The 20,279-nt window shown below is 60.9% G+C and carries 20 protein-coding genes; 15 read left to right on the top strand and 5 right to left on the bottom strand.

The annotated features are described in order from the left end of the window. Positions 1-133: 133 nt before the first annotated feature. The 6 genes from ABE493_RS12415 to ABE493_RS12395 all read left to right on the top strand — a co-directional run bounded on the left by ABE493_RS12415 (position 134) and on the right by ABE493_RS12395 (position 5,112). A complete protein-coding gene (locus tag ABE493_RS12415; RefSeq protein ID WP_346499223.1) occupies positions 134-952 on the top strand; it encodes a hypothetical protein in 819 nt (272 codons plus the stop codon). A gap of 77 nt (positions 953-1,029) precedes the next feature. Next, entirely contained in the window at positions 1,030-1,860 is an 831-nt protein-coding gene (locus ABE493_RS12410) for an NrdJb (RefSeq protein WP_346499222.1), read from the top strand. Between the two features lie 93 nt (positions 1,861-1,953). Further along, entirely contained in the window at positions 1,954-2,745 is a 792-nt protein-coding gene (locus ABE493_RS12405) for a toll/interleukin-1 receptor domain-containing protein (protein WP_346499221.1), read from the top strand. A gap of 447 nt (positions 2,746-3,192) precedes the next feature. Continuing rightward, on the top strand, positions 3,193-3,393 hold the full coding sequence (locus ABE493_RS19450) for an integrase core domain-containing protein (protein WP_430980770.1): 201 nt from the start codon (positions 3,193-3,195) through the stop codon (positions 3,391-3,393). A 218-nt stretch (positions 3,394-3,611) separates the two neighbouring features. Next, complete coding sequence (locus ABE493_RS12400) at positions 3,612-4,634, top strand: hypothetical protein (RefSeq protein ID WP_346499220.1); 1,023 nt, start codon at positions 3,612-3,614, stop codon at positions 4,632-4,634. A 214-nt stretch (positions 4,635-4,848) separates the two neighbouring features. Then, positions 4,849-5,112, top strand: a complete 264-nt coding sequence (locus ABE493_RS12395) for a zf-TFIIB domain-containing protein (protein ID WP_346499219.1) — start codon at positions 4,849-4,851, stop codon at positions 5,110-5,112. A 100-nt stretch (positions 5,113-5,212) separates the two neighbouring features. Here the strand turns inward: ABE493_RS12395 and ABE493_RS12390 are convergent, their stop codons facing one another. Then, a complete protein-coding gene (locus tag ABE493_RS12390; protein WP_346499241.1) occupies positions 5,213-5,761 on the bottom strand; it encodes a hypothetical protein in 549 nt (182 codons plus the stop codon). 25 nt (positions 5,762-5,786) lie between these two features. On the opposite strand from ABE493_RS12390, the gene ABE493_RS12385 reads away from it, so the two are divergent. From ABE493_RS12385 to ABE493_RS12365, 5 genes are all read left to right on the top strand, one after another. After that, the gene (locus ABE493_RS12385; protein WP_346499218.1) at positions 5,787-6,536 is read left to right on the top strand and encodes an MFS transporter; all 750 of its coding nucleotides are present in this window, start codon (positions 5,787-5,789) and stop codon (positions 6,534-6,536) included. Positions 6,537-6,642: 106 nt separating this feature from the next. Next, on the top strand, positions 6,643-7,347 hold the full coding sequence (locus ABE493_RS12380) for a hypothetical protein (RefSeq protein WP_346499217.1): 705 nt from the start codon (positions 6,643-6,645) through the stop codon (positions 7,345-7,347). A 135-nt stretch (positions 7,348-7,482) separates the two neighbouring features. Further along, on the top strand, positions 7,483-8,184 hold the full coding sequence (locus tag ABE493_RS12375; protein WP_346499216.1) for a hypothetical protein: 702 nt from the start codon (positions 7,483-7,485) through the stop codon (positions 8,182-8,184). Positions 8,185-8,421: 237 nt separating this feature from the next. Beyond that, a complete protein-coding gene (locus ABE493_RS12370) occupies positions 8,422-9,873 on the top strand; it encodes a DUF4919 domain-containing protein (RefSeq protein WP_346499215.1) in 1,452 nt (483 codons plus the stop codon). A 96-nt stretch (positions 9,874-9,969) separates the two neighbouring features. Then, positions 9,970-10,884, top strand: coding sequence for a DUF2268 domain-containing putative Zn-dependent protease (locus tag ABE493_RS12365; RefSeq protein ID WP_346499214.1), 915 nt, complete (start codon positions 9,970-9,972; stop codon positions 10,882-10,884). Positions 10,885-11,356: 472 nt separating this feature from the next. Here the strand turns inward: ABE493_RS12365 and ABE493_RS12360 are convergent, their stop codons facing one another. Then, positions 11,357-12,475, bottom strand: coding sequence for an alkene reductase (locus ABE493_RS12360; RefSeq protein WP_346499213.1), 1,119 nt, complete (start codon positions 12,473-12,475; stop codon positions 11,357-11,359). Positions 12,476-12,937: 462 nt separating this feature from the next. On the opposite strand from ABE493_RS12360, the gene ABE493_RS12355 reads away from it, so the two are divergent. Further along, entirely contained in the window at positions 12,938-13,585 is a 648-nt protein-coding gene (locus tag ABE493_RS12355; protein WP_346499212.1) for a hypothetical protein, read from the top strand. Between the two features lie 142 nt (positions 13,586-13,727). Here the strand turns inward: ABE493_RS12355 and ABE493_RS12350 are convergent, their stop codons facing one another. Further along, positions 13,728-14,543, bottom strand: a complete 816-nt coding sequence (locus ABE493_RS12350; protein ID WP_346499211.1) for a dienelactone hydrolase family protein — start codon at positions 14,541-14,543, stop codon at positions 13,728-13,730. A gap of 258 nt (positions 14,544-14,801) precedes the next feature. Between ABE493_RS12350 and ABE493_RS12345 the strand changes: the two genes are divergently transcribed. Then, positions 14,802-15,941 (top strand): alpha/beta fold hydrolase, encoded by a 1,140-nt coding sequence (locus ABE493_RS12345; protein ID WP_346499210.1) that lies wholly within the window; start codon positions 14,802-14,804, stop codon positions 15,939-15,941. 85 nt (positions 15,942-16,026) lie between these two features. Further along, positions 16,027-16,686, top strand: coding sequence for a glutathione S-transferase family protein (locus ABE493_RS12340; protein ID WP_346499209.1), 660 nt, complete (start codon positions 16,027-16,029; stop codon positions 16,684-16,686). A 176-nt stretch (positions 16,687-16,862) separates the two neighbouring features. On the opposite strand, the gene ABE493_RS12335 is transcribed toward ABE493_RS12340, so the two are convergent. Then, positions 16,863-18,053, bottom strand: a complete 1,191-nt coding sequence (locus ABE493_RS12335) for a multidrug effflux MFS transporter (RefSeq protein ID WP_346499208.1) — start codon at positions 18,051-18,053, stop codon at positions 16,863-16,865. 181 nt (positions 18,054-18,234) lie between these two features. After that, a complete protein-coding gene (locus tag ABE493_RS12330) occupies positions 18,235-19,212 on the bottom strand; it encodes an HPP family protein (protein WP_346499207.1) in 978 nt (325 codons plus the stop codon). Between the two features lie 176 nt (positions 19,213-19,388). Here ABE493_RS12330 and ABE493_RS12325 point away from each other — a divergent pair, with 176 nt between their 5' ends. After that, the gene (locus ABE493_RS12325) at positions 19,389-20,180 is read left to right on the top strand and encodes a hypothetical protein (RefSeq protein ID WP_346499206.1); all 792 of its coding nucleotides are present in this window, start codon (positions 19,389-19,391) and stop codon (positions 20,178-20,180) included. Positions 20,181-20,279: the final 99 nt, after the last annotated feature.

Below are 20,279 nucleotides of genomic sequence, written 5' to 3'. Positions count from 1 at the left end.
GCCTGGCGCCTGCGCCGGGTGAGCATGACGGTGGTCTCACCGCCACCGGGTTGTTGCGCGCTTGTTTCACGTTGCATCGGCTTCGATATAGCATCGCCAACGTTAAAAGACCCGATGCCCTGAGGAGGGCTTTATGAGCAATGGTAATGGTGTGACCGCGACCGTAACCCAGGTTGCCGAGAACGTGAAAGAAACCGCAGCCAACGTCGGCGAGACCATCGCCGCGACCGCCAGCGAAGCCGTGGCCGCCGTCAAGACCGGCGCGCACAAGGTGGAAGCCGGTGCCAAGAAGCAGGTGGCCAAGGTCAAGAAGGCAGTGAAGAAGGTCGAGAAGGCCGTGGTCAAGAAGGCCGCTGCTGCCAAGAAGGTAGTGGCCAAGAAGACCGCCGCTGCCAAGAAGGTGGTCGCCAAGAAGACCGCTGCCGCCAAGAAGGAAGTGACCAAGAAGGTCAGCTCCATGCGTCAGAAGCTGGAAGCCGCCAAGGCCAGCGCCCAGGCCGAAGCCGCTGACCTGAAGAAGAAGGGCGCCGGCAAGCGCGCTGCTGCCAAGAAGGCCGTTGCCAAGGCCGAGAAGAAGGCAGCCGGCAAGGTCGCTTCGGCCAAGAAGACCGTGAAGGCTGCCGAAAAGAAGGTTGCCAAGGCCGTCAGCAAGAAGGCTGCTGCCACCAAGAAGGCAGTAAAGGCCACCGAGAAGAAGGTCGCCAAGGTCGTCGGCAAGAAGACCGCTGCTGCCAAGAAGGCAGTGAAGAAGGTTGAAAAGAAGGCCGCCAAGAAGGTCGCCGCCGTCAAGAAGACGGTAAAGGCCACTGAAAAGAAAGTCGCCAAGAAGGTTGCCAAAAAAGTAGCCGTCACCAAGAAGACGGTTGCCAAGAAGGCCGCTTCGGCGAAGAAGACGGTTGCCAAGAAGGCCACCGCCGTGAAAAAGGCCGCCAAGAAGGCCACCCGCAAGTAAGCCACACCGCGCGCCCCGTCCCACAGGGACGGGGTTGCTGCCAAACCGTATAGCAACGCATAACCAGGACTCGCACCATGGCCGTCAAGATCGACAAAAAAATCAAGGGCTATTCCGTCATCACTCCGGACGACAAGGCCCGTGACGCAGCTGCGGTGGCCAAGGCCGCGGTTTCCGTGGCGCCGGTCGAGTCCGTGACAGACAACATCGTGCACATGCACGAGCGCATCGAGCGCCCGGAAGTGCTGATCGGCAGCACCTACAAGATCAAATCACCGTTGGTGGAACACGCCTTCTACGTGACCATCAACGACATCGTGCTCAACCAGGACACCGAGCACGAGCTGCGCCGCCCGTTCGAGATCTTCATCAACTCCAAGTCGATGGAGCATTTCCAGTGGATTGTGGCGCTGACCCGCATCATGTCGGCCGTGTTCCGCAAGGGCGGCGACGTCACCTTCATCGTTGACGAAATGAAGGCCGTGTTCGACCCGAAGGGCGGTTACTTCAAGGCCGGCGGCGTGTACATGCCGTCGCTGGTTGCCGAGCTGGGTTCGATCGTCGAAGAGCACATGAAGTCGATCGGCCTGTTGCACGATCCGGAAATGAGCGCCCACCAGCGCGCCCTGATCGCCGAAAAGCGCAAGCAGTTCGAAGACCGTTCAAAAAAAAACAGTGAAGTAAGCGCAGCGCCGGCGCAAAGCGCCGCGCTCGCCCCCTCCCTTTCGCAAAGCGAAGGGGAGGGTCGGGGAGGGGTAGCTCTTGAAGTTGCTGATGACTCCGAAGGCGCCGACAACGGCAGCTTCCCCGCCGCCGCCACCATGTGTCACAAGTGCAGCACCAAGGCGCTGGTGATCATGGACGGCTGCCAGACTTGCTTGAATTGTGGGTATAGCAAGTGCGGGTGAAGCATTTTTCTTGTCTGTTGTGAAAGTGGTGTTGTTTTTATTTTTTTTGTCAGCACTACAAATGAGCAGCTGTGAATGGATAAGAGGCGGTCAGTGGCTCATAAGATATTTCTCAGTCACAACTACAAAGATAAGCCCCTAGTCGAAGCTGTTGCTCTGAGGCTGGCGGATATCTTTGGTCAGGGACAAGTGTTCTATGACTCTTGGTCAATTCGACCGGGTGATGGAATTATCGATGAAATGAATAAGGGGCTTGATGCTCCCGAAGTCGTATTTTTCTTTGTCTCTGCAGATAGTCTTCAGAGCGATATGGTGCGTCTTGAGTGGCAAAATGCACTATATTCAGCGACAAAAGGCGCTACGCGCCTTGTTCCGATTAGGGTGGATGGCAGTGAAATGCCTGCACTGCTCAAGCAAACATGTTTTATCGATATGCACGCGATTGGGCTTGATGCGGCGATTCAACAGATCGTGGATATTGCGCAAGGAGGCGGCAAGTTTGTTCCTCAGCATGAAAAATTCTCGAATCTTAGTCATCGGATCGTGATGCTTGATGATGGTTCACTTGAGGTGACAATTTCTGCATCGCATATGTTGGAGCCAAACCCCAACTTCGCTCTTGTCTTGATGAATGAAGAGAGTGATGTTAGGTGGTGGATCAAGGATCATCCAGGCATCAATGGTGGCTTCGCGAAAGATGCTTTCCTGACGAATGAAGGTCCTACTGCTAATGCGGTTATCTTGAGGCCGATAGTTGGCTCACTTACCCCATCACATCCTCTGACATTTCAGTTGATTCGAAGTCAACAGGCTCAGTTGGATCTTATCTGCGTTTTGCATGACCAAGGGGGCAATAAGTGGCGCGCAGTCCCCGCTGCAAAGTAATGTTTCCCGAGTAAGCGCAGCGCACCCGGGGTCTGCAATGATCGAAGAAGCCGAGCCGACGCTCGGTTTTTTTTGCTTCTGGCGTTGGCTGTTTTCCTTCGACGCCGACGACGCGCCTAATTCCATGGCAACGCTATGATGCGTCGACGGTCATCGTGTTTTCCCGGGTACCGTGCGCTTACCCGGGCTACGGACTGATCTGTGCTCGACGGGTGATTTGCTTACGGTTCGCGGTGAGAAAACAGGGGTCAGATTCGGGTTTACGCTCTGGCCCTCGTTCGTTAGGCGGCCTTGTTTTTCTAGAATGACGGTCGCCGCTTCCGGGTGCTGATCGTGGTCGATCGCTTCACCCATGGGCCTTTCGTGGACCAATCACTGCGCGCGGGACATGCGGCCAAGGCAGTGACAAAGCTGGCGGCACAGCGCGGATCGCCAGCCGCCATCAAGATGGACAGCGGTAGCGAGTCAGCAGGGAAGGCGATGGATCGATGGGCCTATGAGAATGGCGTGGAGCTGGACTTCTACTGCATAGGAGCATCGACCGACAACGCACTTGTAGAAAGCTTCGACGGCCGTCTACGGCAGGAATGCCCGAATGAGTGTTGGCTCTTGTCCCTGGCAAACGCAAGGAGCAAGATCGAGAGGTGACGGCGCTCCCATAACGAGGAACGCACACTGACCGTGCAATCGGATGGACAACTCCTGAGAGATCTGCCACGAAACGCGGTGCCAAAGCAAATTCCAAGGTTCCGTAGGACGCCGAATTTTTCCACTTTGAAGTGCATCAGGAATCGGGGGTCACAGGCAGCACACTCCCGCGTTTGGCGGCTGTTAAAAGCCGGGGGTGATTAGCAATGGAGGCAATCATGAAAATGGCATGCATATTGCTTATTTCTATCACTGCAACGCAGGTAGCACTGGCGCAACAAACGAAATGCGATTCACCGCTCAGATTTACGGGAAGAGACAATACCTCTGAACAGCAGCAGCGCACATTCCGCTCTCTTGTTTACGACGAAATATGTTCCGGGAAATCAGCGAAAGCTGAGCTTGATTTCAAATCATCGTCCACCGCGATTGTTGAAATGGTTCCGCTGAAATCGGCTTTGAGTTTTGGAGGCCGCAAAGAGAAGGCAGAGCAGATGTGTAAGGAGCATTATGACGAAGTATCTGAGGGCACAAGATTTGCTAGGTCATCCTCCTTAGTCGTAAGGGAGGCGTTTCAAGCCTACGGCGTTTGTATCGCAATGGAGCAGGCAGATGTGCAGGTCAACTTCGACATCATGAGGCCAATGTTCGCCGTTAGGGTTGCGCGGGGCCGCAGAAATGCAGAGTTCAATGGGATCGTAATTCAGCCTGAAAATGCTGCGAAGTGCACCATGACACAGAGCAATGGCGGAGTGTCGGAACTGGTTGAAGTGGGGCCGTCGACTTCGTTTGCGTTGACGGAGCGTGAAGTGGCAATTACATGCGCTAAAAACATACAAGATGGGCGTATTCCGGCAATTGCGGCCTACATAAAAACATCAGAAAAGAGCCTGCCACTGTCGTTGGAGCCAGACTTCGAATATACGCCTGCATATGCGAGTCAAATGCGTGATGAGCTTGGCGCGTTGAAAGCGTCATTTGAGAAGGCTCTTGGAGCCAGGGACGCACGTTTTGAGCAGATCGGTCATTTTCGAAGTGAATCAAAGACTCCAATCGTTATGACGGGTGGTAGAGGATGGGACAAGCTTGAGGTTTGCCCTCTGGGACACTACGTCGCAGGGGTAGGCGCCCACGGCGGGGGAGGTGGTAGATTTTGTTACAACTGTGTTGAGACAGTTAAATTCGTATGCGAGCCATTCGTCGCTCCTGCGCAATCAGGGGCTACAAACGAAAATCTGTAGGTTTCTCACGGCGACGCTGGTGAGATGCATGGCGAAAATAGCGAAAATTGGGTCAGAGTCGGGTTGCCGCTCTGACCCGTTTCGTTCAGAACGTGGGAGCCCGCCATGATCTTTCCGAAGCGCTTGTCCAGCCGGCATCAAGCGCATGACCCCTTGATTTGTCACTGTGCCGCACCAACGTCTTAACTTAGGCCAGCGAACGAGGAATGGAACAATGAAATGCCCCATCTGTACGGACGTGAATTTGACCATGTCCAACCGGCAAGGAATTGAAATTGACTATTGCCCACAATGCCGTGGCGTTTGGCTGGACCGGGGGGAGCTGGACAAATTGATAGAGCGATCCGTTGCCGATGTGCCGCAGGCCCGTCAACCGGAGCCGCGTAACGTCAGCCCGCCCCAATACGATTCGCGTGACTCCGGCTATTACAAGCACAAGAAAAAGAAGGGCCTGCTCGGCGAGCTTTTCGATTTCTAGCAGATTGGAAATGATGTCGGTTCAAAAGTGAAAATGGCCAGAGTCGGGTTTCCGCTCTGGCCATTTCGCTTAGAAGTCCAGGGGCTTTCATGGTTGGCACTCAGCTGGATCTGTTGTGCGGGGAGTCGACAACAGCATCAGCAAGCCGCCCGGCTTCGATGTTGAGCAGGCATCTTGCAAACAGGTAGAAACGATAGGCATCGGCGAAGTTCGAGCCAAGCCCAAACGAGACGCGGACCGCGCCGCAGTTTCCCTTGTTGAGGATGTTCTCGTCGAAGCTCCGGCAGTCGAGGATCTTCTCGGTCTTGTCGAGTTCGCAGTGTTCGGCGCCTGCGGTGGTGTAGGTGGCTTGTTGCACGGCGCCCAGGTTGCAGAAGCAGCCGTTGCGCACGCTGATGCCGAAACACTCGGCAGCCTGCCGGACCAGTGAATGCGGAAAGACGGCGTTGTAGCAATCGAAGAAATTCAACATCACCGTCGCGCCCTTGTGCTCGGCCGAAGGGCCGTAGACGCGGCAGAGTGGTGCCTGGCTTTTGATGTCGTGCCGAAGCTCCGCGAGCTGTGCTTCCAGCCACCTTGCCAATATGCATGAGCGCGCGCCAAGTTCCTCCAGCCCGAGCTGGGCGATGAACTCAAAGCCATGCGCGATGGTCGGGAACGCCGCGTAGTTGGGCGTGCCGACTTCGAAGCGCTGTGCTACTCAATATTGGGGGGACGTCGGGCGCAGCGTCTACGCGGTGGCCGCGCTGGCGATGTTGCTGTTGGCGGGCTTGCTTTATCGGAAGCTGCCGCGTTCGCCAGCGACCGCAGTGACAATGCGATACGCGCGACTGATCGGGACGATGGCGCGGCTGCTGCGGCAAGACCGGGTTCTACAGATTCGCGGTGTACTGGCATTGCTGATGTTCGCCGCATTCAACATTTTCTGGAGCGCGCTGGTGCTGCCGCTTAGCGCGCCACCATATGCGTACTCACACACGACTATTGGCGCATTCGGATTGGTTGGCGTGATCGGCGCGCTGGGCGCAGCCGGTGCAGGCCGCTGGGTAGACAAGGGGCGTGGTCAGACCGTCACCGCGATGGCGCTGCTGGTGCTGTTGCTGGCGTGGTGGCCGTTGTCGCTGATGTCGACTTCGCTGTGGGCATTGGCGCTCGGCATCGTCCTGCTGGACCTTGGCGGGCAGGCGCTGCACGTGACCAACCAAAGCATGATTCTACGCGAGCAGTCCCACGCGCACAGCCGATTGGTCGGGCTGTACATGCTGTTCTATGCGGCAGGTAGCGGGGTGGGGGCGATCGCCACCACGGCGGTCTACGTACAGGCAGGCTGGAGTGGCGTCTGTACGCTTGGTGCAGCTACGTGTGGCGTCGCTTGTCTGTTCTGGTTGGCTACCCGGCGGTTGATGCCAGGGAGACGGCGATAGGGCGGGCGCTGTACCGGACGCCTCTAGGCCCTGATTCGTTGCATGCCAATCAACATTGTTGCGGGTTGCGATATATGCTCATCGTTGCCGGATAAAAGGGGATGGTATGGACACCAGTACAAAAAAGCGGTTTTCTTTTGCCGCGTTGGATCAGCGGCTGCGCGATATACCTGATGGTCCGGCGGGAATGTTGAACACACCGCCATTTCTGAAGGTGTTGAATGTGGTTGCCTTCGTAGGCGCATTGGTCGGAGTCTTGCCGTACTTCCTGATCAAGTGGATGGTGCCTGCTGAATGGATGGTCTGGGTAGTCAAAAGCGGCTTGGTAGTTCTTATCGTGGCCGGGCTTCCTGGTTTTCTAAGGAATTGCGGGGTAATGGGCCTTGGTGTTTGGCGGTGGCGCGATGATCAGGTTCGGCAGCTGGATCATGATCGCGATTATTTCGAGTGCATCCTGGACTGGTTGAAAGGCTTCAGCCCTGCGGAGCTTGCGCGCAGCGAACGCATTGCGCGCCTCTCCCTGGCGCAGTTGACGGCGAAAATCGGGTTCTTGGCCGGAGGCTTGGATAAGCTCGGATTGCTGCCGGTATTTGTCTCAGCTTTCCTCTTCATGCGGCAGTGGAGCGATCTACTTGCCATGCCCGCTTGGCAGGTCATTCTGGGCGCTTTCCTGGTTTTGATATACGTAATCATCAGCAGCGCCAATCTCATGCGTATCCGCCTACAGCTCTACCAAAGCCTGCTGATCGAGGCAGATAAGCGGAAGGAATCCCCGCGGGTTGAAGGCGGCGATGCCAGTACGCCCGGATGAGGCGCGGAAGTCGATTGGGGACGCAGATTCTGGTGATCAGAAGAGCTGACAACCAGTCTGCCGCGCGCATTCTTTTGCTGGAACCCAGAAGCTACAATCCGCTCATTCCCGCAGGCGTCACTGGGAATGGATGCAATGGACCGATTACCTGGGGTGAACATGAAAGTAGGGCTGTTGTGGGTGGGGTTGCTGATGGGCTCGTTGTTGGGTTGCAAACAGGCAGCAGTGCCGCCTGCTGAAAATGAGGGCGCCGATGTTGCTGCGCCGGCCCAGGATGCGACGGCGCCTGCACACGCGGAGGCTGCAGGCGAGGGTGAAGATGGCGAGTCCGCTCCGTATGAGGTAGGCGACAGCGATATTCCAACGCCCGCAGGCTTCGATTACGCGCCCAGCTGCGAGGAAAATCCGCTGGCGACGCACTTCTTCACCCTGGTGGGCGGCAATACCGTGGACAACTGCGGGCGCGCCGACGCCAAACTGACTGCAGCATTCGACGCATTGCTGAAGGAAGCGGCGCAGTACGACGTTGCTGACCCGGATACACCGTCGCAGCGTGAGCGGTTGCTCAGTGGGCCCAGCGCGCCTGGCGCGCCGAAGACGCTGGGCCCGGAAACCTGGTGGTTCTACACGGCCTGCCAGGCGCACCAGTGCGATACCCATCAGCTGGCCATGCTTTACCAGCCCGACTACCCCAAGTTGGTTGGTCGTCTGGTTTCGCATTGCAAAGTGAGTTGGTTGGGCAACCCCACCGCGGAGCAGCGTGCGCTTATCGATGAGACCAAGCCGGTGGATCCTGCCCTGCTGAAAGACGATGCGCCGTGCGAGGAAGCGTACTGAGTGCGATACGCAGTTTGGCAAAGCGTGTGTTGATGCCTCCGCTGGCGGTGGAGGCATAAGCTTGGCCGACTGCTGGCAAGGATCAGGCGCGGTTGGCTGAGGGATGCAACGCCCATGGTGGGCACCGCAGTGCAGAGCTTCACAAGGAGATGTGGAATGGCCGGGAAACGTATCTGGAGCTTGCGTGGGCTTTGCGTCGCGATTGCACTGTGTGCGACGACTTCGTCGGGGTTGGCAATGCAGCAGGCATCTGTGCCGCCGCCGGCCGCGCTGGTGCCCGTTCCTGCGCATCCGGATGAAGCTGCTGCCCGACAGACCGCACGGCGCTATCAACAGCTGCTCGCCGACTACCGCTGGCAGCTGATGTCCGCGAAGGACCGGGAAGGCAATCCGCGCACCTGGTTTGCCAGCGGCACCGGCGTGCCGGGTTTGGAGTTCAGCAAGGAAGAAAAGGACGCGGCTGCCGAGCCGTCGCTGTTGCTGCATAGCCAGCTTTGCCAGCGGCAAGTGGATGGTTGGCTGGTACTGCGCCGCTATCAGGTGCAGGGCGCCGATCCGCAGCGTGAAGTGGCCTGGCAACTGACGCTGCGCGGGGACGCCTATATGCGCAGGCCGCCACTTACCTGCAGGACGTCGCCTTATAACGCCGAGCAGCGCTTGCTGCAGATGCTCTCCGGTGGTCATGCGCTGCGCATGCGCATCGATCAGCCGAACAAGGGTGGGCCACAACTGGAAGTCGATGATGGGTTCGGTGGCCTGCTGCGTTTTCAGGGCACATTGCTCGCTGAGAACCAGCGTCACCATCTGCAGGGCGTGGAAACACTGCTGCAGGTAAAGGAGACCGCTGCTCCCTGCGCCAGCACCTGGTCGCCCGGTGAGCGCTGCCTGCTGTTCCGCGAAGTGAGGCTGGATGCTGCGGGCGAGGCCGCTTCGGCATGGAACGACACCGTGCTTGCTGTGGATCGCTACACACATGTCGCCGGCACGGATGTGATGCTGCGAGTGAGGCCTTACGGAAAGGCAAATGCCGGCCCAAACGCGCTACGCGCTTACCGAGCGCAACATCTGCTGTGGACACGCGGGGAGGCGATGCCGACCGTGGCAGGAGTGAGCGCAGCGGCGGTACTGGAGCCGGAGCAGCCAACGTTCTTCCCGAAGCTGCTGTTGCGTTTTGCTGCACGTGATCGCAGCCTTGCCGGGAAGGACTTTACCCATCTGTACTATGGCAACTGGCTGCAGCAGGTGCTGGGGCCCCGGCGTGCCGGTGCCAGCGAGCTTGCCGGTGGTGAGGAACTGGCTGCGCTGGAAAGCTATCTTGAGCTGCGCGGGCAGGTGGCCACACTGGACAAGGCGGATAGCTCGTCGGCAGTGCGCCAGCAGCGCTACCGGGACTTTCTGGTTAGCCATCCAATGCATTTGAATGCGCTGGAGGACCTGGCCGGCGCTGGTGATGCCGATGCGCGATTTGCCTTCGAAGGGTTGCTGCAAGCCATCAAGAGCAGCGGCGACGGCCAGGCTTGCGAGTCGCCATGGATAGTCACTTCCTCCGCTGACATCGGCGTGCTGCTGAGGCATCTGAAACTTGAACGCGACCACGCCGCCGATCGCACCTTGGGCGATGGCTGTGTGCGGGTCGGCGCCGAGGCGGATGCGAGGTACTTCCTGGTCCTGGATGCCCATTCGTCTTGAGCGGGCCGGTCGCATCGCAATGGTATGGCCGTCCGGGTTCGGGGCCTGGGTTCGGTGGCATGATTGGGTGATTACTTGACCGTGGATCGGACGCATATGCGCGCTGTAGCAATAGCCTTGGCAACCCTGCTGGGCAGCAGTATCAACGCGGCAGCAGCGCAGGATGCCAGTGTTGTCATCGAGACCGGCGATGTCGACCGCTTCTATCGGATCTATGACGCCGCGGGTGGCCACCCGCGCGCAGATACCTTGCAGCGCGACTACCTGGATCAGGGTTCGGAGGGGCTGCAGCGGCTGGCGCGGTTGCGCAATGTCACCGGCCAGTCAATTGCCGACGCCATCACCAAGCGCCCCGAGATGTACGTGCAGGCACGCGATTGCGGGGACGTACTGCCGCGTGTGCGCGAGCGCCTGGCGGTTGCGCTGGGCCGGTTGCAGCAGGCGTATCCGCAGATGCGGTCGGCACCGATCACCATTGCAGTCGGTCGCGGCAAGCCCGTTGGCGTAGGCTCACGCGAGAGCGGCGTGCAGATTGGGCTGGAGGCCCTGTGCGCCAATCCGTGGATGAACCCGGATGTGGAAGACCGGTTCGTGCGCGTGGCGGTGCATGAGTACGCGCATGTCCAGCAGGTGGTGGCGTTTTCCGAAGCCGAGGGCGTGACCGTGCTGGCTGCCGCACTTGAGGAAGGCGCGGCGGAGTTCGTGACCGAATTGACGACCGGTGCGGTGTCCTACGCTTATATGGCCGGGTTGGTCTCGGGCCGCGAAGCCAGCATCGAGACCGCGTTCGCCGCCGACATGGACAAGACCGAGTTGTCGGATTGGCTCTACAACAGCACCCCCGATAAACCTGCCGATCTGGGTTACTGGGTTGGCTATCGCATCGTCAAGGCGTATTACCAGCAGGCCGACGACAAGCAACAGGCACTGGCCGACATCTTCGAGATGCGCGATCCCAAGGCCTTCCTCGCGCGCAGTGGCTGGCGCCCGGGTACTGCGCTGGGCCAGTAGCACGCCAGGACCGGGTATGCGCAGCGCAGCTGGCCAAGAGGGAGGGGCTTGCTCGAAGCGACGCTTGGCGAGGGCGGTTGGGCGCGGAGGCCGGAGCTTTGTATGCAGGGGTTGATTGCGTGCAGTTCTAGCGCTGTTGTGGCTTGCGCTGCGTCGCTCATGAGAAGTGATGTTCACCTTTTGGGAGCGACGTCAGCCGCGAAGCTGGAATTCTGTGCGTACCAGTGCGCTGCGCAGTTGCAGAGAGCGTGCGGCTGTTAGGTCTGTGGCTTCGCGGCTGATGCCGCTCCCACAAGAGCGTTAACAGTCTTGCCGCGTAGCGTGCAGATTGTAGGAGCGACGTGAGTCGCGAAGCCGCGAAACCATGCGCATCCACGCGCTGTGCAATTGCGCAGAGTGCGTGGCGTGTGGATCCGTGGTTTCGCGGCTTACGCCGCTCCTACAGGAACGCTGTACGGACGGAGCCTGCTTGTCAGCCTGCGGCGTTGTACGGCGGGTAGTCGATGTAGCCCTTGCCGGTGCCGCCGTAGAACGTGGTCGGGTCTGCCTTGGCCAGCGGGTAGCCGTTACGCAGGCGCTCGACCAGGTCCGGGTTGCTGATGAACGGCACGCCGAAGCCGGCCAGGTCGATCAGGCCTTCGTCGATCAGCGACTCTGCCGATTCGCGGTCCAGCCCGCCTGCCAGAATCAGGCTGGTTTCCGGCAGCTTGCTCTTGATGGTCTTGAGCAATGCATTGAAGCCGGCCTGGCTGGGCTCGGTACGCGAGAAGCCGGCCTGGTTCATCAGGTGCACGAACGCCAGCTTGCGCTTGCCGATGGCCTCGGCAAGGGCGGTGTAGGTTTCATCGGTCTGTGGATAGGACGGCATATCGAAAACATTGCCGTAGGGCGACAGGCGAATGCCGGTGCGCTCGGCACCGATGCGCGCAACGATGGCATCAATCACTTCCAGGGTGAAGCGGATGCGGTTCTCCAGCGTTGCTGCCGAGTACTGGTCATCGCGATCATTGATCAAGGGATTGAGGAACTGCTCATGCAGGTAGCCGTTGGCGCCGTGGATCTCCACGCCATCAAAGCCGGCATCGATCGCGTTCTGTGCGGCCTGCGCGAAGTCTTCGACCACGCGTGCGACTTCTTCGGTGCCCAGCTGGCGCGGAGCCGGCGGATCAACCATGCCGGGCTCGCCACTTTCGGTATAGCCGAAGGCCTTGGAATTGGCAGGCTGCTTGCTGCTGGCGCTGACCGGCGCGCGTCCATCGGCCTGGATGGACGGATGCGACATGCGGCCTACGTGCCACAGCTGGGCGACGATCTTGCCACCCAGTGCATGCACCGAGTTGGTGGTCAGGCGCCAGCCTTCAATCTGCTCCGGGCTGTAGATGCCGGGGTTGAACAGATAGCCTTGGCCTTCGCGCGAAATGGGTGTGCCTTCGCTGACGATCAGGCCTGCGGTGGCGCGCTGTGCGTAGTACAGGGCAACGCGTTCGTCGGCAATGTCGTCCGGGGCCCGCGAGCGGGTCATGGGCGCCATCACAATGCGGTTGGACAGCGGGATGCCGGCCAGGTTGTACGGTTCGAAAAGCTTGCTCATTTCGGTATTCCAGGAATATTTCAGGGGGAGGGCAACGGCCGGTAGCACGCCCTTGCAGCTGCAATGCGACGGGCGCGGCAGCGCGGACTGCTTGAACATGGGCACGGATACGGGCCACCTCAACCGGACAGTGTGGAAAAGAGAGTTGCGGCTGCGGCAACATTCAAGCCGGTGCCGGCGATTGCGGCGGGGTGCCAGCGTTGAAGCGAGGCCGCGCCAAGCGGCGTTGTGCCTGCAATCTCAGGGCTGGGGGCGAATGGGATCATTGGCAGCGCGTTGTAGGTCGCTGCCACAGCTTGGCCCCTGCCGCCTTATTCGGATGTCCCTGATTCACAGGCCTGTCATGCGTTTGCGCAGTTGAAAGCGATCCTTTCCTAGCCCTGCGGCCACATCGCAACCATTGATCTTGCCTATTAAGGGCGCAACCCATACGCTCACCGCTGCCTACACAGGGGATGTTGCATGGCTGCTCGTGGCTTTCTGCTTTCCACTTCCTTCGCCTTGGTATTGGCTGCCTGCGCAGCAGCGGAACCGCCCGCGCCAGGGTTGCCCAGTGCCAATGCCGGGCAATGCCAGAAAGACACCGACTGCAAGGCAGACCGCATCTGCGAGCAGGGCAGCTGCACGGCGCCGCAAGCCAAGCCTGTTGAACAGCAGCCGGCATCAATCAATGCCGACGCCGGCGTGCAGCCTGTTTCAGCCGAAGACGAAAAAGTGGCGCTGACCGCTGCCGTTGCCGCCTATATCGCCCAGAGCAAGCGGGAGGAGATCGAGACCTCGTTGATCGAGTCCGATGCGTTCCGCAAGCTGGTGCGCGGCGATATCAACGGTGATGGACTCGCCGACCTGGCGGCAAGCACGTTGTTCGCGATCGAAGGCAGCAATACCGACTTCCAGCATCTGTTCGTCTTCCAGCAGCGCGAAGGAAAGCTGGTGTTGATTGATAGCAGCGCGGCGGATGCGGGAAAGCTGGCGGACTTTGATATTGCCGGCGGCCATCTTCAGGTGAGCTACCTGGACTATGCCGAAGAGGATTCGCGTTGCTGCCCGAGCATCGAGTACAAGAAGCAATTCGTCGCCGCCGGCGACAAGCTCGTGCTGCGGAACTGATCCGAAGCCAATAGCTTTGTGGGAGCGGTGTAAGCCGCGAAGCAGGCAATCTACCCGCGTGCTCGCGATGGCAATCCCGGCGCTACTGGCGCTGCCGTTTCACGTGGTTTGGCCGCCTATGTTGCTCCCATAATCGCGGCGCTCAACGATGTTGTTGGAACAACCAGTCGCGCCATTCGTTGCCCGGGTAGATGTCGGCCGGTGGCGAATGCGCCAGCCCGGCATATTCCCGGAGCTGGATCTGTCTGCCACCGGCTGCATGCACGGCTGCGACAAAGCGTCGGTCGGAAGTGATGGGGTTTTCTTCGTCGGCACTGCCGTGGATGGCCAGCACCGGCAGATTCCTGAAGGCGTCGGCCTGTGTATTGGCCGGGGCGATGCCGGAGATGGGTACGATGGCGGCCAGCAGCTCAGGCTGCAGCGTCGGCGCCAGCCAGGTGGCTGATCCGCCCATCGAGAACCCCAGCGCGTAGATGCGGCGGTGATCGACTGGATTGTCGGCGGCAATGCTGCGCGCAAGCTTCAGTGCGGCAGCCAGTACCGGTGAGGCCTGCGCGGATTGATCGGGTGTTGCCGGGCCGTAGTTGGCGCTTCTGATCGGGAACTGCGGTACCAGGACGTAGGCTGGATACCGCTGTCGGATCTGCGGCATGGCCCAGCTCCGCGCCAGCCGATCAAGCTGGCTGCTGTTGTCAGTGCCGATGCCGCCGGAACCATGCAACTGGATGACCAAGGGATAGCGTTCACCCGCGCGCAGCTGTGCCGGCCGCAATAGTCGATAGGGGATCACCACGCCGTCATCGGCGAGGAAACTGCCGGTTTCGAACTGGCGTGTGTCCACTGCGGCGACCACGTCGCCGCTCAATGGCGCTATCCCGCTGATGTGCGTGATGGTGGCGCCGCCATGCGTGCACCCGGCGAGCACCGCCAAGCCGATTGCGAGATGGTGCTTGCGCATGTTCCAACGCCGTTGACCCAGGATGCGGCCGATTGTAAGGGCGGCAACCATCGCAGCGGCGCGAGATTATCTTATGGCAGCCATGAGGCAAGTCGGCGGTGGGGACGGTGCCCGCTGCGAAGTGGGTGCACCCGATTACGGTTGGTGCACGTGGTTTGCAGGGGCGCCTGGCTTGGCGGCTTGCGTCGCTCGCACGCACCGTGATCGTTGCCGGTTTGAGCTAGCATCAGCGCACCGGGTGCCCAGGGACTGGAACGCATGAAGATCACGATGATGCGCTGGCTGTTGTTGCTCATGTGGCCGTTTGTGGCCAGTGCGCCGGTGCTTGCGGCGCCAGGCAAGCTGCTGGAGGCCAAACCGGTCGGCGGCGCACCGGCAGGGGCCAAGGCTTGGCGCATCCGTTACGAAACCACCGATGTTGATGGTGATCGCACCCAATCCACCGGCGTGTTGATCGCGCCGGATGGCGTGGCGCCGGCGGGCGGGCGCGAGATCGTCGCCTGGGCGCATGGCACGGTGGGCATTGATTCGGCTTGTACGCCCATCCGCACGCTGGATCAGATTCCGGGCCTTGCGCAGATGCTGGCGCGGGGCTGGGTGGTGGTGGCCAGCGATTATCCCGGGCTGGGCACGCGTGGGCCGCATGCCTATCTGGCCGGTGACGCCACTGCAGCGGCGGTATTGGACTCGGTGCGGGCAGCAAGTGGATTCGCCGCAGCCGCTGCCGGTCGCCAGTTCGCGGTGTGGGGGCATTCGCAGGGCGGGCACGCGGCGCTGTTCACCGCACAACGGGCGCGTTCGTATGCGCCGGAACTGCAACTGCAGGGTGTGGTCGCGGTATCGCCCCCCACCGACCTGGCCGCGAACATGCAACGCGCCGACGCCACCGTGCGCGGGCTGTTGACGGCGTTCACCGCACGCAGCTGGTCCAGGGTCTACGGCGCTGATCTGTCCACCATTGCCAACAAGGCCACGCAAGGTGTGATCGAGCGCGCCACGCGTGGCTGCGAAGGCGATCCGTTCTCTGCCGCCGCCCTGCTGCGGCTGCTGCGCCTGCGTGCGCGCCTGGGCAGCCTGGACCTGGCGGGGCGTGCGCCCTGGGACAGCTTGATGGCACGTAATTCGATCACCGCATTGGCGGCGGGTTCGCCACCGCTGCTACTGGTGCAATCCGACGCTGATGGCCTTGTGGCCACGCCGGTGACACAGGCGTTCTACGCAAACAGCTGCCAGCGCGGCGTTGTTGCGCGTTACCTGCGCCTGCCGGATACCGGCCATGCAACGACCGCTATTGCCTCCGCCGATCAGGCCATTGCCTGGATTGCCGAGCGTTTCAGCGGCCAGCCTGCGGCCAACGATTGCCCTGCTGTGACGCCGGATCGCGGTGGAAGTGGTTGAGCTTTTCAAGCTCGTCGGTGTGTGATGTTCATCCGTCGCCAATGCATCATCGTTGTCACGCTGCTGTAGTCACGGAGGTCTCGCCATGTCGCTGCTGCTCTATGGTCACCCGTTCTCCTCGTATACGCAGAAGGCGCTGATTGCGCTGTACGAGAACGCCATCGGCTTCGAGTTCCGCTTGTTGGGCCCGGACACCCCCGAGCACATCGGGCAATGGCTGCAGCGTTGGCCGCTGGGCAAGTTTCCGTTGCTGGTTGATGGTGACCACAGCGTGGTGGAAACCAGCGTCATCATCGAATACCTGCAGCTCAAGCATCCCGGCCCAGTGCGATTGCTGCCCGAGCTGCCAATGGCCGCACTGGATGTGCGCTTCCATGACCGATTCTTCGACCTGCACGTGATGAGCCCGGTGCAGCATGCGGTGGCCGGTGCCATGACTGGCGACGATGGCAAGCGCGAAGAGGCGCGCGCGTTTGCCGTGCAGAAGCTGGAGTTGGCCTATGCCTGGTTGGAAAGCCAGCTGCCGGGCCGCACATGGGCCTGCGGCGATGTGTTCTCGCTGGCCGATTGCGCAGCCGCGCCGGCGCTGTTCTATGCCGACTGGGTGCAGCGTATCAGCGACGATTACCCGTTGCTGCTGGACTACCGCCAACGCCTGCTGCGACGCCCTTCCTTCGCGCGTGCGGTGAACGAGGCACGCAGCTACCGCCATCTGTTCCCACTGGGCGCCCCCGACCGCGATTGAGCGCCGCTTGCTGCGGGTAAGGTCAGTGTTATCGGTAGTCGATACTGATCCGGCTTGGCGTACCCAACACGCCGCTGCGGGCTCTGCTGAAATTGCCGAGGCTGTGAGCACGCGCAGCCGGAAAGCCTTGTGCGGCGCCCTTGGTGAGCCTGCCAAGGGCGCGTCCGAGTACCGGCTCAGGCCTCGATGCGGCGTGGAAACAGCAGCAGGCAGATGGCCGCTGACAGCGCCGCGCATGCGGCCATCACCGTCACCAGGCCTATTCCGCCCAGATGGGCCAGGGAACCGGACACGGCGGTAATCAAGGCACCGGCACCGAACTGCAAGGCGCCCAGCAGCGCAGAGGCCGTCCCTGCATGCTGGCCTTGTTGCATCAATGCCAGTTGGCTGCCGGTCGGCATCAGCAAACCGAGCAATGCCACCGTGATGAACAAGCCGGTGCACAGCAGCGGCAGGGCGTTGATGCCGGCCAGCATCGCCAGCAACAGCGTGGCCAACACGCCGAAGTAGGTAAGGGTGACGATGCGATATGTCTTCAACGCCCCCATGCGTGCGTGCAGGCGTGGATTGAGGATGGCGGCGACCACCAGCCCGGCGGCATTGAGTGCGAACAGCAGGCTGAACTGCAATGGCGACAACTGGTAGTAGCGGATGAACACCGTGGAAGACCCGGCGATATAGGCAAAGAAGCCTGCCTGGGCAATGCACAGCGCCATTGCAAACGGCAGGAAACGTTTGTCGCGCAGGATCTGCAGGTAGGTGTGCGCCGTACGCCCAAGCGCAAAGCCGGCACGTGCTTGAACGCTGCGTGTTTCCTGTAGCAGCACGGCGACCACGATGGCGACCAGCACGCCCCAGGCGGCCAGCGCCCAGAAAATCAGCCGCCACGATTCCAGTGACTGCAACGCGTTGCCGGCCAGCGGCGCAAGCACCGGGCACAGTCCCAGTACCGCCAACACCATCGACATCAGTTTTCCCATCGCCGCGCCACTGAAGGCATCCTTGATGATGGCAAATGCGATGACCATGCCGATCGAGCCACCCAGGCCCTGCACGAAGCGCAGCCAGTGGAGTTGCTCGATGCTGCCGGCCAGCGCGCATCCCACCGAGCCCAGGCTGAAGATCGCCAGGCCTACATGGATAAGCGGCTTGCGCCCGAATTTGTCGGAGAGCGGGCCATAGGCCAGTTGGCCCAGCATCAGGCCGAGGAAGAAGGTCATCAGGCTGAACTGGATGGCGCCGGCGCTGGTGCCGAAGTCGTTGGCCATCGTGGGAATGCTGGGCAGGTACATATCGATGCCGAGCGGTCCGGTCGCGCAAAGCGCGGCCAGCACCAACGGCATGCTGCGCGGTCGCAGAATGCTCATGGGAGGGAAGAAGCGAGGGGTGGGGCGGTTGATTATCCGCCGTTATGCGCGTGTTGTAAGACTTGAAAAACAGCTGGAAATCAGAGCAATCGGCGGATTTTCAGCGTGGTCGAATGGGCTTGCGGATGAGCGACGACTGTGAGCAATCGCCGCCTTTGCCAGGCGTCTGCGGCCATCTGCTTCAATCGTTGCCCAGCTTGGCCCAGCGTCCGCCTGGGCGCAGTGTCACCTCGAAACGCGCCCATTGGCGCAGCTCGGCGGCGGTGGCATGGCCGATATCACCGATGCCATCGCCGGCTACCACGGCGTACACCAGGCGATCGGCGGCCGGCCCCGACAACGCCGGTGTTACCGATACCCGGCGCACGCTCCAGGCGCGGCCCAGGCGGCCATTGCTGTAGCAGTGGCCGGCTTCGATCTGGTCCGGATGCAGTGCATCGCGTTCGGCATGCTGCTTGGCCAGCTCCAGCAGCTCGGTCAGGTTTTCATCGGTGATGTCGACGAAGGAGTTGAGCTGGCCGATGGCGGCATGGAAGTCTTCCTGGGTCAGGTCCACGCGGCGCTGTGAGGAGGGCACAACGGCGGTCTGCTGCCGCAGCCGGTGCAGATGCACCGGGTAACGCCGCCAGGCGAAGCAGGCGTTGAACGCGACCCCCGCGAGCAGGATGGCGGCGACATTGATCGCCACCGGCGTGAGCAGGTAGTGGTAGCCGAGCGCATGCACGTCGCTGCCACCAATCACTGCGGCAAGTGCGGTGGCGCCGCCGGGCGGGTGGATGCAGCGCAGATAGTGCATCGCGCCGACTGCCAGGCCAACGGCCAGGGCGCCGGTCCAGGCCTGTTCGGGAAACATCAATTGGCAGCTGACGCCAATGAACGCCGACACCAGATGGCCGGCAATCACCGCCCACGGCTGCGACAACGCGCCGTGTGGCACCGCGAACACCAGCACCGCGCTTGCCCCCATCGACGCCAGCAGGATCGCGCCGCCCGCATGGTTGAAACCGCCGGGGAAGCACCAATGGGTGATCTGGTACACCACGCTGATGCCCAGCAACGCGCCCAGCGCCGAGATCAACTTCTCACCGTGGCTGGTCTGGTTGCGTTCGATGCTCAACCAGCTGCGCAGGGTATGCAGGGGCGTATGGCTGTACTTCATGGCGATAGATGGGTGCAGGGGACACTATTCTGCCGGGTTTCGCGCTGCGCATATGAGTCCAGATGAGGGCAATGGCCGTTGACTGATGCGGATTTGTTTGGTCCTCATGCCGGCATCGCATGCGCGCGGTTGCTGAAGCGTTACCATGCGGCGGTCTTGGTTTAGTTGTTTGCGTGATGATTTTTGGACCGTTGATCTCGTGGCCGTTCCTGTTGCTGGTGTGGGTGCTGCCGCTGGTAGGTGCAGCGGTCGCAATTGGCCTGTTTGTGCAGGTGCTGTACTTCCTTCGCCACGGCGAAGGCGGCTGGCGCGCCTTCTTCAACTGGAAGACGCGGATCAGCACCATCTTCGTAGTGCTGGTGGCGGCGTGGGTGGGTGTGCTGGGCTACAAGCTGCTGCAGTTCAAGCGCGAGTTCGATATCGAGGCCTGGCAACGGGCGAGTCGTGCGCAGTTCGTACTCGAGCGTGACTTTCAATATGGCGATTTCACGGCTCCCAAGGGCAGCCTGGTCAACCGCCGCGATGTATTCGATAACGGCGAGCCGCAACGTGCGCTGGGATTGCGTGGTTTGGATGCGCTGCAGTTCCCCGCGCCGGTGCAGCTGGCCGGCCTGTGGGTAAGCGCGCTGGAAATGACGCCCGGGCGCATGCGGCTGGCCGCTGATCAGCGCATCAGCCCGGTCTATCACCCCGACCCGGAGAGCGGGGATTGGGTGCTGGATAGCTCGCGTGCGTTCATCGATTGCAAGGCCGGGGAGAATGTCTGGTTCAATGCGCCGCTGATCGATTACGACATCCAGGCTGAATTCCTCATCGGCGAGCCCGATGGCGCGGCAGCGCGCTTCAAACCAAGTCAATGGCAGTTCACCCGCTGTGAAAGCGATTGGGTGCCGATGGAGATCAAACCGGCATTCGCTGAGCCGATGCCGGCGGGAGGCACCCGCCAGGTATTCATCGTGCAGGACTGATCCTGGGCAGCGGTACAGCGGTTTTACGCAGATTTGATGCAGATACGGGTCTGCCGCCATCGCCGGTTTATGTGTGCGGCGGGAACAATTCCGCATCGC

Origin of the sequence: Stenotrophomonas terrae (assembly GCF_039674165.1) — a bacterium.
In the GTDB taxonomy this organism is placed as follows: domain Bacteria; phylum Pseudomonadota; class Gammaproteobacteria; order Xanthomonadales; family Xanthomonadaceae; genus Stenotrophomonas; species Stenotrophomonas terrae_A.
This window is presented reverse-complemented; position numbering and strand designations above follow the sequence as displayed.

Coding starts and splice junctions, on each gene's coding strand:
- ABE493_RS19450 (WP_430980770.1), top strand. CDS start 3,193: ATGGACAGCGGTAGCGAGTCAGCAGGGAAGGCGATGGATCGATGGGCC.
- ABE493_RS12340 (WP_346499209.1), top strand. CDS start 16,027: ATGTCGCTGCTGCTCTATGGTCACCCGTTCTCCTCGTATACGCAGAAG.
- ABE493_RS12370 (WP_346499215.1), top strand. CDS start 8,422: ATGCAGCAGGCATCTGTGCCGCCGCCGGCCGCGCTGGTGCCCGTTCCT.
- ABE493_RS12410 (WP_346499222.1), top strand. CDS start 1,030: ATGGCCGTCAAGATCGACAAAAAAATCAAGGGCTATTCCGTCATCACT.
- ABE493_RS12365 (WP_346499214.1), top strand. CDS start 9,970: ATGCGCGCTGTAGCAATAGCCTTGGCAACCCTGCTGGGCAGCAGTATC.
- ABE493_RS12360 (WP_346499213.1), bottom strand. CDS start 12,475: ATGAGCAAGCTTTTCGAACCGTACAACCTGGCCGGCATCCCGCTGTCC.
- ABE493_RS12350 (WP_346499211.1), bottom strand. CDS start 14,543: ATGCGCAAGCACCATCTCGCAATCGGCTTGGCGGTGCTCGCCGGGTGC.
- ABE493_RS12355 (WP_346499212.1), top strand. CDS start 12,938: ATGGCTGCTCGTGGCTTTCTGCTTTCCACTTCCTTCGCCTTGGTATTG.
- ABE493_RS12395 (WP_346499219.1), top strand. CDS start 4,849: ATGAAATGCCCCATCTGTACGGACGTGAATTTGACCATGTCCAACCGG.
- ABE493_RS12330 (WP_346499207.1), bottom strand. CDS start 19,212: ATGAAGTACAGCCATACGCCCCTGCATACCCTGCGCAGCTGGTTGAGC.
- ABE493_RS12375 (WP_346499216.1), top strand. CDS start 7,483: ATGGACCGATTACCTGGGGTGAACATGAAAGTAGGGCTGTTGTGGGTG.
- ABE493_RS12335 (WP_346499208.1), bottom strand. CDS start 18,053: ATGAGCATTCTGCGACCGCGCAGCATGCCGTTGGTGCTGGCCGCGCTT.
- ABE493_RS12415 (WP_346499223.1), top strand. CDS start 134: ATGAGCAATGGTAATGGTGTGACCGCGACCGTAACCCAGGTTGCCGAG.
- ABE493_RS12325 (WP_346499206.1), top strand. CDS start 19,389: ATGATTTTTGGACCGTTGATCTCGTGGCCGTTCCTGTTGCTGGTGTGG.
- ABE493_RS12345 (WP_346499210.1), top strand. CDS start 14,802: ATGAAGATCACGATGATGCGCTGGCTGTTGTTGCTCATGTGGCCGTTT.
- ABE493_RS12400 (WP_346499220.1), top strand. CDS start 3,612: ATGAAAATGGCATGCATATTGCTTATTTCTATCACTGCAACGCAGGTA.
- ABE493_RS12380 (WP_346499217.1), top strand. CDS start 6,643: ATGGACACCAGTACAAAAAAGCGGTTTTCTTTTGCCGCGTTGGATCAG.